The sequence below is a fragment of the Gemmiger sp. An194 genome (assembly GCF_002160145.1).
Classification (GTDB): Bacteria; Bacillota; Clostridia; order Oscillospirales; family Ruminococcaceae; genus Allofournierella.
This window is the reverse complement of record NZ_NFKA01000009.1, coordinates 66,562-81,404: the sequence shown is the minus strand read 5'-3', so window position 1 is coordinate 81,404 and position 14,843 is coordinate 66,562. Positions and strand designations below refer to the sequence as shown.

The 14,843-nt window shown below is 61.2% G+C and carries 12 protein-coding genes; 6 read left to right on the top strand and 6 right to left on the bottom strand.

All coding sequences use genetic code 11. The annotated features are described in order from the left end of the window. Window positions 1–110 precede the first annotated feature (110 nt). The 6 genes from B5F28_RS07595 (at window position 111) to B5F28_RS07570 (ending at window position 7,255) form a co-directional block, all read left to right on the top strand. Window positions 111–866, top strand: a complete 756-nt coding sequence (locus tag B5F28_RS07595) for a DeoR/GlpR family DNA-binding transcription regulator (RefSeq protein ID WP_087294907.1) — start codon at window positions 111–113, stop codon at window positions 864–866. Beyond that, window positions 863–1,765 (top strand): 1-phosphofructokinase, encoded by a 903-nt coding sequence (gene pfkB / locus B5F28_RS07590; RefSeq protein ID WP_087294905.1) that lies wholly within the window; start codon window positions 863–865, stop codon window positions 1,763–1,765. Before B5F28_RS07595 ends, pfkB begins: the two co-directional genes overlap by 4 nt. Before the next feature lie 84 nt (window positions 1,766–1,849). Further along, window positions 1,850–3,841: a PTS fructose transporter subunit IIABC gene (locus B5F28_RS07585; protein WP_087294903.1), complete on the top strand. Its 1,992-nt coding sequence runs from the start codon at window positions 1,850–1,852 to the stop codon at window positions 3,839–3,841. A gap of 86 nt (window positions 3,842–3,927) precedes the next feature. Beyond that, a complete protein-coding gene (locus tag B5F28_RS07580) occupies window positions 3,928–4,191 on the top strand; it encodes an HPr family phosphocarrier protein (protein ID WP_087181343.1) in 264 nt (87 codons plus the stop codon). Window positions 4,192–4,284: 93 nt separating this feature from the next. After that, on the top strand, window positions 4,285–5,994 hold the full coding sequence (gene ptsP / locus B5F28_RS07575) for a phosphoenolpyruvate--protein phosphotransferase (RefSeq protein ID WP_087294972.1): 1,710 nt from the start codon (window positions 4,285–4,287) through the stop codon (window positions 5,992–5,994). A 109-nt stretch (window positions 5,995–6,103) separates the two neighbouring features. After that, window positions 6,104–7,255, top strand: coding sequence for a pyridoxal phosphate-dependent aminotransferase (locus tag B5F28_RS07570; protein ID WP_087294901.1), 1,152 nt, complete (start codon window positions 6,104–6,106; stop codon window positions 7,253–7,255). 81 nt (window positions 7,256–7,336) lie between these two features. On the opposite strand, the gene B5F28_RS07565 is transcribed toward B5F28_RS07570, so the two are convergent. The 6 genes from B5F28_RS07565 to B5F28_RS07540 form a co-directional block, all read right to left on the bottom strand. Continuing rightward, window positions 7,337–8,269 (bottom strand): ABC transporter ATP-binding protein, encoded by a 933-nt coding sequence (locus B5F28_RS07565; RefSeq protein WP_087294899.1) that lies wholly within the window; start codon window positions 8,267–8,269, stop codon window positions 7,337–7,339. A 2-nt stretch (window positions 8,270–8,271) separates the two neighbouring features. Beyond that, a complete protein-coding gene (locus B5F28_RS07560; protein ID WP_087294897.1) occupies window positions 8,272–9,351 on the bottom strand; it encodes an ABC transporter ATP-binding protein in 1,080 nt (359 codons plus the stop codon). An 11-nt stretch (window positions 9,352–9,362) separates the two neighbouring features. Then, window positions 9,363–10,427, bottom strand: a complete 1,065-nt coding sequence (locus tag B5F28_RS07555) for an ABC transporter permease (RefSeq protein ID WP_087294895.1) — start codon at window positions 10,425–10,427, stop codon at window positions 9,363–9,365. Beyond that, a complete protein-coding gene (locus B5F28_RS07550) occupies window positions 10,424–11,422 on the bottom strand; it encodes an ABC transporter permease (RefSeq protein ID WP_087294893.1) in 999 nt (332 codons plus the stop codon). Before B5F28_RS07550 ends, B5F28_RS07555 begins: the two co-directional genes overlap by 4 nt. Window positions 11,423–11,616: 194 nt before the next feature. Further along, on the bottom strand, window positions 11,617–13,308 hold the full coding sequence (locus tag B5F28_RS07545) for a peptide ABC transporter substrate-binding protein (RefSeq protein ID WP_087294891.1): 1,692 nt from the start codon (window positions 13,306–13,308) through the stop codon (window positions 11,617–11,619). Between the two features lie 315 nt (window positions 13,309–13,623). After that, entirely contained in the window at window positions 13,624–14,727 is a 1,104-nt protein-coding gene (locus tag B5F28_RS07540) for an amidohydrolase (RefSeq protein WP_087294889.1), read from the bottom strand. Between the last annotated feature and the right edge of the window lie 116 nt (window positions 14,728–14,843).

Genomic DNA, 14,843 nt, shown 5'->3' with positions numbered 1-14,843 from the left:
AAAATAAAATGCAGAAATTTGATTGTTTTTGATAGAAAATGCTTGAATTCGCCAAATGACTGTGCTATAGTGAAACCAGAACGAGAGATACAGGCAAAGGGGGCGGCGAAATGCTGGCAGAAAAACGGTTTGCGGTAATTCTGGATGTGCTGGCAAAGCGCCGGGCGGCAACCGTCACCGAGCTGGCTCAGCGGCTGGACACTTCGGAATCCACCGTGCGGCGGGATTTGATGATCCTGGCCGAGCAGGGCAAGCTGAACAAGGTGCACGGCGGTGCCACCGCAGTGGATGCCACCTTCGAGAGCGGCGAGCCCACCATGAGCGCAAAGGAGCATCTCAATCAGGCCCAGAAGGATCAGATCGCCCGCTATGCGGCGGCCCAGATCCAGCCGGACGATGTGATTTTCCTGGACGCGGGCAGCACCACTCTGCGGATGCTGGAATACATGGAGCCCAGCGACGGGCTGCTGATCGTGACCAACGGCATTCTGCACGCCCAGCGGCTGGTAAACAAGGGGTTCAAGGCTTACATCCTGGGCGGCATGCTCAAGACCGGCACCGAAGCCATTGTTGGGGCGGGCGCCGTGCAGTCCCTGAGCCATTACAACTTTACCAAGGCCTTTATCGGCATCAACGGCATCACCGTGGGCCAGGGCTACACCACGCCGGATGTGGAGGAAGCCCAGGTTAAGTCGATGGCGCTGCGACAGGCCTATATCAAATATGTGCTGGCGGATTCGTCCAAGTTCGGGCGGGTGTCGGCGGTCACGGTGGCTCCCATCGACCAGGCCTGCATCGTCACCGATCATCTGCCGGACAAGAGCTATCGCAAGCATGCAGTGATCAAGGAGGTAGAAGGGTTATGATATACACCGTTACATTCAATCCCGCGCTGGACTACGTGGTGCGCATGGATGCGCTGACCCTGGGCCAGGTGAACCGCACTGTCAGCGAGGATGTACAGCTGGGCGGCAAGGGCATTAACGTGTCCTGGGTGCTGCGGGAGCTGGGCCATGAAAATGTGGCGCTGGGCTTTGTGGCCGGATTCACCGGCAAGGCCATTGAGGACGGTCTGGCCGCCAAGGGTGTCGCCACCGACTTCATCCACCTGCCCGCCGGTCTCACCCGCATCAATGTAAAGCTGAAGGCCGGCGAGGAGACCGAGATCAACGGCAAGGGCCCTGACATCAGCGCCGAGGCGCTGGAGGAGCTGCTGTGCAAGCTGGATGCTCTGGGTGAGGGCGATGTGCTGGTTCTGGCCGGCAGCATTCCCGCAAGCATGCCCAGCGATGTGTACGAAAGCATTCTGGCCCGTCTGGAGGGCAAAAAGGTTCTCTGCGCGGTGGATGCCACCCGGGACCTGCTGGTAAACGTGCTCAAGTACAAGCCCTTCCTGATCAAGCCCAACAATCACGAGCTGGGCGAGATCTTCGGCCGGGTCCTCAACACCGACGAAGAGATTCGAGAGTGCGCCGAAAAGCTGCAGCAGCAGGGCGCGCGCAACGTGCTGGTCAGCATGGCCGGCGACGGTGCAATGCTGCTGGATGAGAACGGCGGCTGCCACCGCCTTACCGCCTACAAGGGCAAGGTAAAGAACTCGGTGGGTGCGGGCGATTCCATGGTGGCAGGCTTCCTGGCCGGTTATCTGGATACCGGCGATTATGCCCATGCGCTGCGCGTAGGCAGCGCCGCGGGCAGCGCCACTGCCTTCTCGGATGTGCTGGCTACCTGGCCCGAGATCGAGACTCTTCTGAATCAGGCATAAGCGTGCATCGCGGAACCCAAAACCGCACGCCTGCAAATAGATCGTATCCCCATTTGAAAAAATAAGAGAAAGGAATCGAGTATCATGCGTATTACGGATTTGCTCAGACCGGAAAGCGTAGAGCTGCACACCAGCGCAGCGAACAAAGATGCGGCCATCGATAAGCTGATCAGCCTGCACGTGGCTGGCGACAATCTGGCCGATGTGGAGGCCTACAAGAAGGCGATTCTGGCCCGCGAGGCCCAGAGCAGCACTGCCATCGAGGCAGGCATCGCGGTTCCCCATGCCAAGAGCGAGGCAGTCAAGCGCCCCGGTCTGGCGGCCATGACTCTGTACGACGGTGTGGACTACGGCGCCATGGACAAGAAGCCCAGCGATCTGTTCTTTATGATCGCCGCTCCCATGGACGGCAACCTGCACCTGGAGATCCTCAGCCGCCTGATGGTTCTGCTGATGGATGGCGACTTTACCGCCAAGCTGCGGGCCGCTTCCACTGTGGAAGAGTTCATGAAGGCTATCGACGATGCCGAGAGCGCCAAATACGGCGACACCAAGCTGCCCAAGGTGGAGACCGTGAACGATGATGCTTCCGCTCCCGCACAGCCTGCTGAGGAAAAGAAGGCTGAGGGCTACCGGGTGCTGGCGGTTACCGCCTGCCCCACCGGCATTGCCCACACCTACATGGCCGCCGAAGCTCTGGAGAAGGCCGGTAAGGCGATGGAGATCCCCCTGAAGGCCGAGACCAACGGCTCCGGCGGCGCCAAGAATGTGCTGACCGCCGAGGAGATCGCCGCTGCCGACGGTATCATCGTGGCCGCTGACAAGAACGTGGACACCGCCCGTTTTGACGGCAAGCGCGTGCTGTTTGTTCCCGTGAGCGAGGGCATCCATCATCCGGAGGAGCTGATCCGCAAGATCGCGGAGAAGCAGGTTCCCATCTACCACTACTCCGGCGCGGTGGAGACCACCGATACCGCCAAGAACGAGAGCATCGGCCGTCAGCTGTACAAGCACCTGATGAACGGCGTTTCTCATATGCTGCCCTTCGTCATCGGCGGCGGCATTCTGATCGCTCTGGCCTTCCTGCTGGACGATTACTCCATCAATCCCGCAAACTTTGGTATGAACACCCCCGTGGCGGCCTTCTTCAAGACCGTTGGCGGCGTTGCCTTTAACTTCATGCTGCCCATTCTGGCGGGCTACATCGCCATGAGCATCGCCGACCGTCCGGGTCTGGCCGTGGGCTTTGTGGGCGGCAGCCTGGCAGCCGTGGGCACCAGCTTTGCCACCATTCTGGACCCCAGCGTCGCTGCGATCCCCGCCGGCTTCCTGGGCGCTCTGCTGGCCGGTTTTGTGGGCGGCTACTTCATGCTGGGCCTGCGCAAGGTCTGCGATAAGCTGCCGGACAGCCTGGAGGGCATCAAGCCCATCCTGCTGTACCCTGTGATCGGCGTGCTGTTCATGGGCCTGTTTATGTGCCTGGTGAACCCCATCATGGGCGCCATCAACAACGGTCTGATCGCCTTCCTGAACAGCCTGGGCGGCACCAGCAAGATCCTGCTGGGCGCTGTTCTGGCCGGTATGATGAGCATCGATATGGGCGGCCCCTTCAACAAGGCTGCTTACGTGACCGGTACCGGTGCCATTGCCACCGCCGCTGCCGCGGGCGCTGCGCAGGGTGCCATTGAGTACCAGATGATGGCCGCCGTTATGGTGGGTGGTATGGTTCCCCCGCTGGCCATCGCTCTGTGCACCACCTTCTTCAAGAAGAAGTTCACTCAGGATGAGCGCAAGTCCGGTGTGGTAAACTACATCATGGGTCTGTGCTTCATCACCGAGGGCGCGATTCCCTTCGCTGCCTCCGATCCCCTGCGCGTGATTCCCAGCTGCGTGGTCGGCAGTGCCGTTGCCGGTGCGCTGAGCATGTTCTTCGGCTGCAGCCTGATGGCTCCTCACGGCGGCATCTTCGTGTTCCCCGTGGTCACCAATGTGCTGGGCTACGTGATCAGCCTGGTGGTGGGCAGCCTGGTGGGTATGCTGCTGCTGGGTGTTCTGAAGAAGAACAAGGAGCAGTAATCACAAACCGTTGTACGCAATGCCGCCCGCGCGGTGCGCGGGCGCTTCACAATCATTCATAAAACGAACAAAAGGAGATAACTGTTATGGTAAGCAAGATGACCAAGATCGTAAACCCCATGGGCATGCACATGCGTCCCGCCGGTATGTTCGCTCAGGAGATGATGAAGTTCAACAGCGACGTGGTGCTGGTGTTCAAGGATAAGGAGATCAACGCTAAGAGCATCATGAACCTGATGGCCGCCTGCATCAAGTGCGGCAGCGAGCTGGAAGTTCGCTGCACCGGTGACGACGAGCAGGCCGCCCTGGACAAGGCTGTGGGCCTGATCGAAAGCGGTCTGGGCGAGTAAGCAGCCAACGAGCAGACAACACGCGGCGCCCCGGTCCATCTGATGGGCCGGGGCGCGCCTGATAAAAAAGCCGACGAGAGGGGCACAAAGACCATGTTAAAGGGTACAGGAGCGTCCGCCGGTGTGGGCATTGGCCATGCGCTGGTGGTAAAAGAGCAGAATTTGGATTATTCCGCGGTGCAGTTCGCGGGTCAGCAGCAGGAAACCGAGCGCCTGAAGGCGGCTGCCTCCGCTGTGAGCCAGCGGCTGAGCACCATGGCGGCCGAGATGACCGAGAAGGTGGGCGAGCACGCCGCCGAGATCCTGTCCGGCCAGATCATGATGCTGAACGACCCGTTTATGATGGGCCAGATGGAGGAGCAGATCGCTGCGGGCAACGTGGCCGAGGCTGCGGTGGATACCGTTTGCCAGACCTTCATTGCCATGTTCAGCGGCATGGAGGACGAGCTGATGCGCCAGCGCGCCACCGATATCGGTGACCTGCGCGCCCGCCTGCTCAAGCAGCTGCTGGGTCTGCCGGATGTGGATCTGGCCCATGCCCCCGCCGGCACCGTGATCGTTGCCAAGGATTTCACCCCCAGCATGACCGTGGGCATCAGCCGGGAGAACGTGGTGGGCATCATCACCGAGATCGGCGGCCGCACCAGCCATTCCGCCATTCTGGCCCGCGCGCTGGAGATCCCCGCGGTGCTGGGCGTGCCCGGCGCGGCCGACGCCATCCAGAACGGCGATGCCGTTGCCATGGACGGCGAGTACGGTCACGTATATGTGAACCCGGACGAGCGGACCCTGAAGGACTACGAGGCCCGCCGCGCCGAGTTTGAGCATCAGCGCCAGATGCTGAAGGCTTACCTGGGCAAGCCCACCGTGAACGCGGACGGCCGTGCCGTGGGCCTGTATGCCAACATCGGCAAGCCGGAGGACGCCCAGGCCGCCCTGGAGAAGGGCGCCGAGGGCATCGGCCTGTTCCGCACCGAGTTTTTGTTCATGGACCGGGACAGCCTGCCCACCGAGGAGGAGCAGATGAACGCCTACCGTCAGGTGGCGGCGCTGTTCGCAGGCAAGGAGGTCATCATCCGCACCCTGGATGTGGGCGGCGATAAGGAGATCGACTACCTGCACATGAAGAAGGAGGAGAACCCCTTCCTGGGTCACCGGGCCATCCGCTACTGCCTGGACAACCCCGAGACCTACATGATCCAGCTGCGCGCTCTGCTGCGCGCCGGTGCGGACCACAAGAACATCAAGATCATGCTGCCGCTGGTCACCGGCCTGGAGGAGATTCGTGCCGCCAAGGCCATGCTGGAAAAGGCCAAGAAGGAGCTGGCCGCCGAGGGCCTGCCCTTTGACGCCAATGCTCAGCTGGGTGTGATGATCGAGACCCCCGCCGCCAGCCAGATCGCCGATCTGCTGGCTCAGGAGGCCGCCTTCTTCAGCATCGGCACCAACGACCTGACCCAGTACACCCTGGCAGTGGACCGGGGCAACCCGGATGTGGCATCCCTGTACACCCACTTCCATCCCGCTGTGCTGCGCAGCATTGCCAACGTGATCAAGGCCGCCAAGGCCGCGGGCATCCCGGTGGGCATGTGCGGCGAGGCTGCCGCCGATCCCGCCCTGATTCCCCTGCTGCTCAGCTGGGGCCTGGATGAGTTCAGCGTGAGCGCCAGCGCCGTGCTGGCCACCCGCCGCACCATCAGCCTGTGGAGCCAGCAGGAGGCGGACGACGTGCAGGCCGAGGCCATGAACCTTTCCAGCGTGAAGGGCATCCAGGGCTATCTGGCTTCCATGATCAAGAAGTAATTTTCAAAAAATGCAGGTCTGAAAAGGCCTGCATTTTTTTGCTGCGAACGCCCTGTTGTGCTATACTGGTAACATACAAAAGCGAATCGTTTGAAGGAGAAGTTTACCCATGCGTCTGCCCATGAATCCGGCCGTTACCGGCCTTACCCTTTCCGGCATCCGCCGGTTCACCGCCCTTGCCGCCCAGACCCCCGGCTGTGTGAAGCTGACCCTGGGCGAGCCGGAGTTCGACACTCCCCTGCCCATCCGGCAGGCTGCGCAGCAGGCGCTGGAGCAGAGCGATACCCACTACCCGCCCAACAACGGCCGGCCCCAGCTGCTGGAGGCTCTTTCCGCCTTCAGCGAAAAGCAGGGCCTGCACTATGCACCGGAGGAATTTGTGGTCACCTGCGGAGCCACCGAGGCGCTGCTGTGCGCTTTGTCCGGTGTGGTGGATGTGGGCGACGAGGTGCTGGTGCCCATCCCCGCCTTCGGCCTGTATGAATCTCTGATCGGCCTGTGCCGGGGTGTGTACAAGCCGGTGGACACCGAGCCCTACGGCTTCCAGCTCAGCGAAAAGGCGCTGAACGCCGCTGTGAGCGAGCGTACCAAGGCCATCATCCTCACCAGCCCCAACAACCCCACCGGCTGTGTCTATACGAAGAAAAGCCTGGACGCGGTGGCAGCGCTTGTGCGCCGTGCCGGCATCTATGTGATCTGCGACGATGTGTACTGGCAGCTGTGCTACACCGATTCCTTCGGCCGCTTTGCCGCCCTTTATCCGGACCTGCGGGAGAACATTATCGTGGTGGAAAGCTTCTCCAAGCCCTATGCCATGACCGGCTGGCGGCTGGGCTGGCTGGCGGCGGATGCGCCGGTGAAGCAGCAGCTGCAGAAGGTGCATCAGTACAGCGTGGTTAGCGTGACCAGCTTTTCCCAGACCGCCTGCATCACCGCGCTGGAAAGCGATGTGAGCGCCATGCGCCGGAGCTACCGGCAGCGGCGGGATTATGTGTACCAGCGGCTGTGCAGCATGGGCCTGCCGGTGAACAAGCCGGAGGGCGCCTTCTACATCTTCCCCTGCATCCGCCAGTTTGGCATGAGCAGCGAGGAGCTCTGCACCCGGCTGATTCAGGAGGGCGGTCTGGCCCTGGTGCCGGGCAGCTGCTTTGGCTCGGAGGGCTATGTGCGGCTTTCCTACTGCTGCGCACAGGACCAGCTGGAGGAGGGCCTTGATCGTCTGGAGGCCTTCTTGAACAGGCTGAAAGAAGAAAAACAATAAAAAACACAGGACCGGCCGGCCCCATGATCGGGGCCGGCCGGTCCTGCATTTGTATCAAAAGAGAGGATCGCAAAATGAAAATCAGGCGCGGGCGGTCCAGCGGGCCAGCTCCTCGTCGGTGGCCAGCACATAGTGGGTGCCGCCCAGATGCTGCTGCTTGCCTGCCAGGTAATCCACCCCGGAGGTGCGGTAATCGTAGCTCTTGGCCACCCGGTCCCGCTCGGTGCGGGGGTCCGGCTGGGGAATGGCGCTGAGCAGGCTCTGGGTGTAGGGGTGCACCGGGTTCGAGAAGATCTCCTCGGTGGTGCCGGTCTCCACCAGATGGCCCAGATGCAGCACGCCGATCCGGTCCGAGATGTATTTCACCATGGACAGGTCGTGAGCAATGAACAGATAGGCGGTGCCGGTTTCCTCCTGCAGGTCCTTCATCAGGTTGACCACCTGGGCCTGGATGGAAACATCCAGCGCGCTGATGCACTCGTCGGCAATGATCAGCTTGGGGTCCATGATCAGCGCCCGGGCAATGCCCACGCGTTGGCGCTGGCCGCCGGAGAACTGGTGGGGGTAGCGGTCCGCGTGCTCGGGGGCCAGGCCCACCTTTTTCAGGATTGCCGCCACCTTCTCCTGGCGCTCGGCCCGGCTGGAATACAGATGATGGATGTCCAGACCCTGGGCGATGATCTCCCCCACCTTTTTTCTGGGGTTCAGGCAGGCCATGGGGTCCTGGAAGATCATCTGCATCTGGGTGCGCAGCTGCCGGTTCTGCTGGGCGTTCAGATCGCCGGAAATGTCCATGCCGTTGAACAGGATCTGCCCGGCGGTGGGCTTGTAGAGCCGGATCACGCTGCGGCCGATGGTGCTCTTGCCGCTGCCGCTCTCACCCACCAGACCGTAGGTCTCACCCGGGTAGATCACGAAGTCCACGCCGTCCACCGCCTTCACGGTGAACTGGTGGCTGCCCTTGAAGTACTGCTTCAGGCCCTTGACCTCCAGAAGGGGTTTTCTTTCTTCCATTGTCAGATTCCCTCCTTCTTCATGCGTTCAATGCGGGCCTTCAGCTCGGGCGGCATCTCCACCTTGGGTGCCCGCTCATCCAGCAGCCAGCTGGCCGCGTAGTGGGTCTCGCTGATCCGGAACAGGGGCGGGTCCAGCCGCTCGTCGATGTTCAGCGCGTAGGCGTTCCGGGGCGCGAAGGCGTCGCCGGGCACCGGGTGCAGCAGGTTCGGCGGAGAGCCGGGAATGGTGTAGAGCCGGTCGTCCTCGGTGTCCAGATCCGGCATGGCGCTGAGCAGGCCCCAGGTGTAGGGGTGGCGGGGATCGTAGAAGATCTCGTCGATGGTGCCTGCCTCCACGATGCGGCCCGCGTACATCACGTTCACGAAGTCCGCCACCTTGGCCACCACGCCCAGGTCGTGGGTGATGTAGATGACGCTGATGCCGCGCTCGGCCTGGATGCGCTTGATCAGCTCCAGGATCTTGGCCTGGATGGTCACATCCAGCGCGGTGGTGGGCTCGTCGCAGATGAGCACATCCGGGTCACAGGCCAGCGCGATGGCAATGACCACGCGCTGGCGCATGCCGCCGCTGAGCTGGTGGGGATACTGGCGCATCCGCTTTTCCGGCTCCTCGATGCCCACCTCGGTGAGCAGGCGCACGGCCTTGTCCCAGGCCTGCTGCTTGGGGGTCTTGTAATGCCAGACCATGCCCTCCATGATCTGCTTGCCGATGGGCATGGTGGGGTCCAGGCTGGTCATGGGGTCCTGGAAGATCATCGCGATCCGCTTGCCGTTGATGTGGCGGCGGATGTCGCGGGTTTTCATTTTCAGAATGTCCACGGTGGCGGGGGTGCCGTCGTTGTGGCGGTAGTTGTACACGATGCTGCCGCTGTTCACCACGCTGTTGGAGGCCAGGATGCCCATGGCCGCCTTGAAGGTGACGGACTTGCCGCTGCCGCTCTCGCCCACCACCGCCAGGGTGGTGCCCCGGGGCAGGTCAATGTTCACGCCGCGGATGGCGTTCACCGGGCCTGCGCCGGTCTTGAAGGTGATGGACAGATCCCGGATGGACAATACGGTTTCCTTTGCAGTGTTTTCCATGGTCTGTCACCTCACATTTCCTTCAGTTTGGGGTCAAAGGCTTCCCGCAGGCCGTCGGCCAGCATGTTGAAGCAGAGCATCAGCAGCGACATCACCACAATGGGAGGAACGATCTGGTAGGGGTGAGTGGTGAAGCTGTTGAAGGTCTCGCTGATCAGGCTGCCCAGGCTGCACTGGGGAACGGGAATGCCCAGACCCACGAAGCTCAAAAAGGCCTCGGTAAAGATCGCGGTGGGGATGCTGAACATCAGCTGGGTGATGATCTGGCCGATGATGTTGGGCAATACTTCCTTGAAGATGATCAAAAAGCTGCCCGCGCCCAGGGTGCGGCTGGCCAGAACGAACTCCTGCTCCTTCAACTTGAGCATTTCGGCCCGGGCGATACGGCTCATGTTGATCCATTCGGTGATGACCAGCGCGATGACGATGGTGGTGAAGCCGGGCTTGACCACCAGAAGCAGCAGCGTCACGATCACCAGACGGGGAATGCCGTTGTTGATCTCCACAAAGCGCTGCATGATGGTGTCCACCCAGCCGCCGAAGTAGCCGCTGATCAGGCCGTAGCACATGCCGATGGTCATGTTGATCACGGCGGACACAATGGCGATGCCCAGGCTGACCCGGGTGCCTTCCCACACGCGGGTGAAGATGTCGCGGCCCAGGGTGTCGCTGCCGAACCAGTAGTAGGTGTCGGTCAGGCCTTTTTCCTCGTATTCGTTCACCACGCGGCTGCCGGTGGTGGTGGTAAGTACCTCGTCGCCGTTGAAGATGCCCAGGTTTTCAATCACCGGGATGCGGGGGGCGAAGTTCTTTTCGCTCAGGGTCTGGCTGGAATAGCTGCGGCCGCTCAGGCCGGGGCCGATCACCGCCATGACCACAATGATGAGAATGAGAATCAGGGCGAGCACCGCGCCCTTGTTGGAAACAAAACGGTGCAGCACATCGTGCCAGTAGCCCTGGCTGGCGAAGTTTGTGTCCAGATGGTCCTCACAACTGCCGCGCAGGGTGAAGTCCTCCGGCCGCAGGTCCGGAATGTCGGCCCGGGTGCCCGCGGGAATGGTTTGTACCTGATTCATACCTTCGCCACCTTCTTTCTGCCGAACAGTACCAGCCGCCAGCGGGCAAAGAAGCCCATGCGGCCGCCCTCACCGGTTACACGGATGCGGGGGTCGATCACGCCGTAGAGCAGGTCCACCACCAGCATGATGCCAATGTACATGGCGCTGTAGATGAAGCTCAGGGCGATGACCACGTTGTAGTCGTTGGACTGGATGGCCGTGACCAGCAGGCTGCCCACGCCGGGAATGGAGAAGATCTTCTCCACCACCAGGCTGCCGGTCATCAGATCCACGATCAGGGGCGCCAGCACGGTGATGATGGGAATCAGCGCGTTGCGCAGTGCGTGCCGCAGAATCAGCGGCGCGCCGTTGATGCCCTTGCTCTCGGCCAGCAGCATGTACTCGCTGCCCAGCACCTCCATCATCTCATTGCGGGTAAAGCGGGCAATGGAGGCCATGGTGAACATGCTCAGCGCGATGCTGGGCATCACGCTGGAGAGAAACGGCGTGTTTGTGGAATAGAGCATGGGCAGCCATTTCAATCGGAAGCCCAGGGTGTAGCTGAGTGCCAGAGCGAATACGTAGCTTGGCACCGAAACGCCCAGCACCGAGATGGCGGTGCACAGGCTGTCCAGCCAGGTGTTGTGATTCAGTGCGGCGATCACGCCCAAAATGAGCCCCAGCACCGCGCCCAGGGCAACGGCCATGCCGCCCACCTGGATGCTGATGGGCAGACGGGTCTGGATAAGCTGGCTGATGGGGGTGTTTTTGCTGATGTTGTAGCTCACGCCGAAATCACCCTGCACCAGATTGGCCACATACCGCCCGAACTGGACCAGCACCGGCTGATCCAGACCGTATTTCTCGTTCAAGACGATGCGCTGGTCATCGGTGAGCTTCTCGTCGTTGAAGGGGGAGCCGGGCATGAGCTGCAGCAGGCAGAACAGCACCAGCGTAATGGCCAGAAGGGTGAATACCGAGATGAGCACTCGTTTCAGAATATAACTTTTCACAAGCGATCTCCCTCTTTTGATACAGTCTTTTGATACAAGAAACCCTGAACGGGCAAGCGCCGCAATTGCGCTTCGCCAAACAAAAAAGCCGCACAAGCTTCCCTTGCCTTGCAAAGCCAAGGGAAGCTGTGCGGCATAAGATTCAGGGGGTTATCGGAATTGTCCCGCCCGCAGGACGGGCGGTTCAAAGGGCCTTAGCCCTTGGTGGCGCTCTTGAACACCCGGTTCAGAGCAACGGGGTGGAAGTCCACGCCGGTCACGCCCGACTTGATCATGCAGGCATCGGCCTTGGTGTAAACGGGAACGATGACGGCCTCCTCCATGATGATCTTTTCGGCATCGTACAGAGCCTGCCAGCGGGCGGCAGCATCGCTCACGTACTGGCCGGTGGTGCAGTCGGCGATGATGGCATCGTACTCGGCGTTGCTCCACTTGCCGTAGTTGTTGTTGTTATCGGTGATCCACATGTTCAGGTAGGTCATGGGATCGGCGTAGTCGGGGCCCCAACGGGTCAGGCAGACCTCGTAGTTGCCTTCCTGGATGTCCTCAACGCGCTGCTTCTTGGGCTCAACCTTGATCTCCATGGTCACGCCGGGCAGGTTGGTCTCCACCTGCTCCTTGATAACGGCGGCCACGTTCTGGGACTCGGTGGTGTCCTCCACCAGCAGCTGGAAGGTGAAGGTGTCCTGACCCAGCTCAGCCTTGGCGGCTTCCAGGTACTCGGCAGCCTTGGCGGGATCGTCACTGCACACATCCTGGAACATGGTCTGATCTTCCGAGAAGTCGCTGCCGTCCGGGCCGGTGGCGAACTGCGGGGGAACGGCGGTGTAGGTGGCCAGAGAGCCGTCCTTCACCACGTCCTCCACGATGGAGGTACGGTCAATGGCGTGGGTCAGAGCCAGACGCAGGTTCTGGTTGGCCAGAGCGGGTACGCCGTCCATGTTCAGGGTCAGGTACCACAGGTAGCCGGCGCCGTGTACGCTCAGCTCAGGGTCGCCCTGAACCTGGTCCACCTGGTCGCCGCTCAGCTTGACGATGTCCAGATCGCCGTTCTGGTAGCTCATGAAGGCCTGCTGGCTGTCCTTGATGACCTGGTAGTTCAGGCCGTCCAGCTGGACCTTGTCGGCATCGTAGTAGTCGGGGTTTTTCACCAGGCTGAAGGACAGAGCCGCGGGCTCGTAGCTGTCCAGAATGAAGGCGCCGTTGCTCAGTACGGTGTCCGGGCTGGTGCCGAAGGTGCCCTCCGCCAGGCCCTCATAGAACGCCTGGTTTACCGGGTAGAAGGTGGGGAAATACATCAGGTTCAGGAAGTAAGGAACGGGAACGGTCAGCTCCACCTGCAGGGTCTTTTCGTCCACTGCAGTGACGCCCAGCTCGCTCTTATCCATCTCGCCGGCGATGATCTCGGCGGCGTTCTTGATCTGACCGATGTCGCTCATCATGTAGCTGTATTCGGAGGCGGTGGCGGGATCAGCCGCGCGCTGCCAGGCGAACACGAAGTCGTTGGCGGTAACAGGGTCGCCGTTGGACCAGTTGGCATCCTCACGCAGATGGAAGGTGTAGGTGCAGCCGTCCTCGCTCACCTCGTAGCTCTCGGCAATGGCGGGAACGGGCTGACCGTCCGCGTCCATCTGCATCAGGCCGTCGGTGTAGTTGGCGATTACCTCAAAGCTGGTGCCGTCGGTGGCCAGCTGGGGGTCCAGGGAGGCGACCTCGACCTCAGTCATAACATTCAGCACGTTGCTGCCGGTTGCGGCTGCAGTGCCGGAAGAGGACGCCGTGGTGGAAGTGCCGCTGGCTGCAGCGTTGCCGCCGCCGCAGGCGACCATGCTCAGCGCCAGTGCACCGGCCAGTGCGGCGGCGCCCATGCGTTTCCAAAGTTTCATGTGTGTGTGCTCCTCTCTTTTTGGATTGGATCTTCGCAAACCCCTTGAAACGAAAAAAGAGCAGGCAGTCCGGTGGAAATCTCCTTGCCGGCCCCTGACATCTCTGTCGTTGTTTAGCATTATACTGCGCGAAAGTGATAAAGTCAAACAGTGAGAAAGCGTTTTGTGGGAATGCATAAAAATGCAAAAATAAAAACGGATGAAATCTGGCACTTTGCTGGGAGGTGTCTTCGAATGAAAAGCAAAAAATCCCACGGAACCGCTTGCTTTTGCTATTGCAAGCGGTTCCGTGGGAAATTCAAGAGAAAAGTGTATTCAGTTCAAGAACAACAGCAGTTCATCCGCTGCAAGTCCGGCGGCCAGCACACTCTCATCAAAATCGAAGGTGTCTGCATGCAGAGGGATGCCGGTTCCGGTGCCCAGCAGCAAAAACAGGCCGGGCAACTGCTGCTGATAGAAGGAAAAATCCTCCGAGATCATCAGCGGCTCGTCCAGCACCTGGAGCTGGGGCAGCGCCGCGCGGGCCTGCTCAAACAGGGTCTGGTCGTTGCGTACCGGCGGATATCCGGCCGAAAAGGTGATGGTAAAGCTGCAGCCGGTTTCCCGCTCGAGGGTTTTGGCCAGATCCCGCAGCATGGTTTCTGCGGCGTTGAACATCTCGTCGGAATAGACCCGCAGGGTGCCCAGCAGCAGGCTGGAATCGCTGATGGCGTTGCGGGCCTGGCCGCTGGTCAGCTTGCCGAACTTCAGCAGGCGGGGCTCCTCCGGCCGGCCCAGCAGCTCCAGCCGCCGGTAGCTTTCGCACAAAAAGGCGGAGGCGGCATACAATGCGTCACGGCCCTCGTGGGGCTTGGCCACATGGCTGCTTTTGCCGGTTACGGTTACGGTCACTTCGCTGGAGCGGGCCAGCAGCGGGCCGGGGCGTCCGGCGATGGCTCCGGCGGGCAGATCCGGCCACAGGTGCCAGCCGAAGATCCGGTCGCAGTGGTATTGCTCGAATACACCGCTGTCGCACACCAGCTTTGCACCGCCGGTGGTTTCCTCGGCGGGCTGGAACACCAGCAGCACGTTCCGGGGCAGCTTGTCCAGCACTTCACTCACCCGCCCGGCCAGCGCCAGCACCATGGCCATGTGGCCGTCGTGGCCGCAGGCATGCATCTTGCCCTCGTGGCGGGAGGCGTAGTCGCAGCCGCTGCGCTCGGCGATGGGCAGAGCGTCCATATCTGCCCGGAAGGCGGCGGTGTGGGGCTTGCCTGCGTCAAAGTAGGCACACAGGGTGCTCTGGCAGGGTGAAAACAAGGTGCAGGGATACTGCTCCAGCACCCGGCGGATATAGGCCAGGGTTTCGGGCAGGTCAAAATCGGTTTCCGGGATCTGGTGCAGGTCCCGGCGGTATTGGGTCAGCAGCTGCTGCGTCATAGAAATCTCTCCCCCTCTGTTTGTGACATTTTGCTCCTATTATAAGCGTTCTGCTCCGGATGCACAAGCGTGGGAACGCTTGGGCAAAGAAGGAAAAAGCCGTTGACTTCACTTCG

Excerpts from the sequence above, each read along its gene's own strand:
- B5F28_RS07595 (WP_087294907.1), top strand. The coding sequence starts at position 111 with ATGCTGGCAGAAAAACGGTTTGCGGTAATTCTGGATGTGCTGGCAAAG.
- B5F28_RS07570 (WP_087294901.1), top strand. The coding sequence starts at position 6,104 with ATGCGTCTGCCCATGAATCCGGCCGTTACCGGCCTTACCCTTTCCGGC.
- B5F28_RS07540 (WP_087294889.1), bottom strand. The coding sequence starts at position 14,727 with ATGACGCAGCAGCTGCTGACCCAATACCGCCGGGACCTGCACCAGATC.
- B5F28_RS07565 (WP_087294899.1), bottom strand. The coding sequence starts at position 8,269 with ATGGAAGAAAGAAAACCCCTTCTGGAGGTCAAGGGCCTGAAGCAGTAC.
- ptsP (WP_087294972.1), top strand. The coding sequence starts at position 4,285 with ATGTTAAAGGGTACAGGAGCGTCCGCCGGTGTGGGCATTGGCCATGCG.
- B5F28_RS07585 (WP_087294903.1), top strand. The coding sequence starts at position 1,850 with ATGCGTATTACGGATTTGCTCAGACCGGAAAGCGTAGAGCTGCACACC.
- B5F28_RS07555 (WP_087294895.1), bottom strand. The coding sequence starts at position 10,427 with ATGAATCAGGTACAAACCATTCCCGCGGGCACCCGGGCCGACATTCCG.
- B5F28_RS07560 (WP_087294897.1), bottom strand. The coding sequence starts at position 9,351 with ATGGAAAACACTGCAAAGGAAACCGTATTGTCCATCCGGGATCTGTCC.
- B5F28_RS07580 (WP_087181343.1), top strand. The coding sequence starts at position 3,928 with ATGGTAAGCAAGATGACCAAGATCGTAAACCCCATGGGCATGCACATG.
- pfkB (WP_087294905.1), top strand. The coding sequence starts at position 863 with ATGATATACACCGTTACATTCAATCCCGCGCTGGACTACGTGGTGCGC.
- B5F28_RS07545 (WP_087294891.1), bottom strand. The coding sequence starts at position 13,308 with ATGAAACTTTGGAAACGCATGGGCGCCGCCGCACTGGCCGGTGCACTG.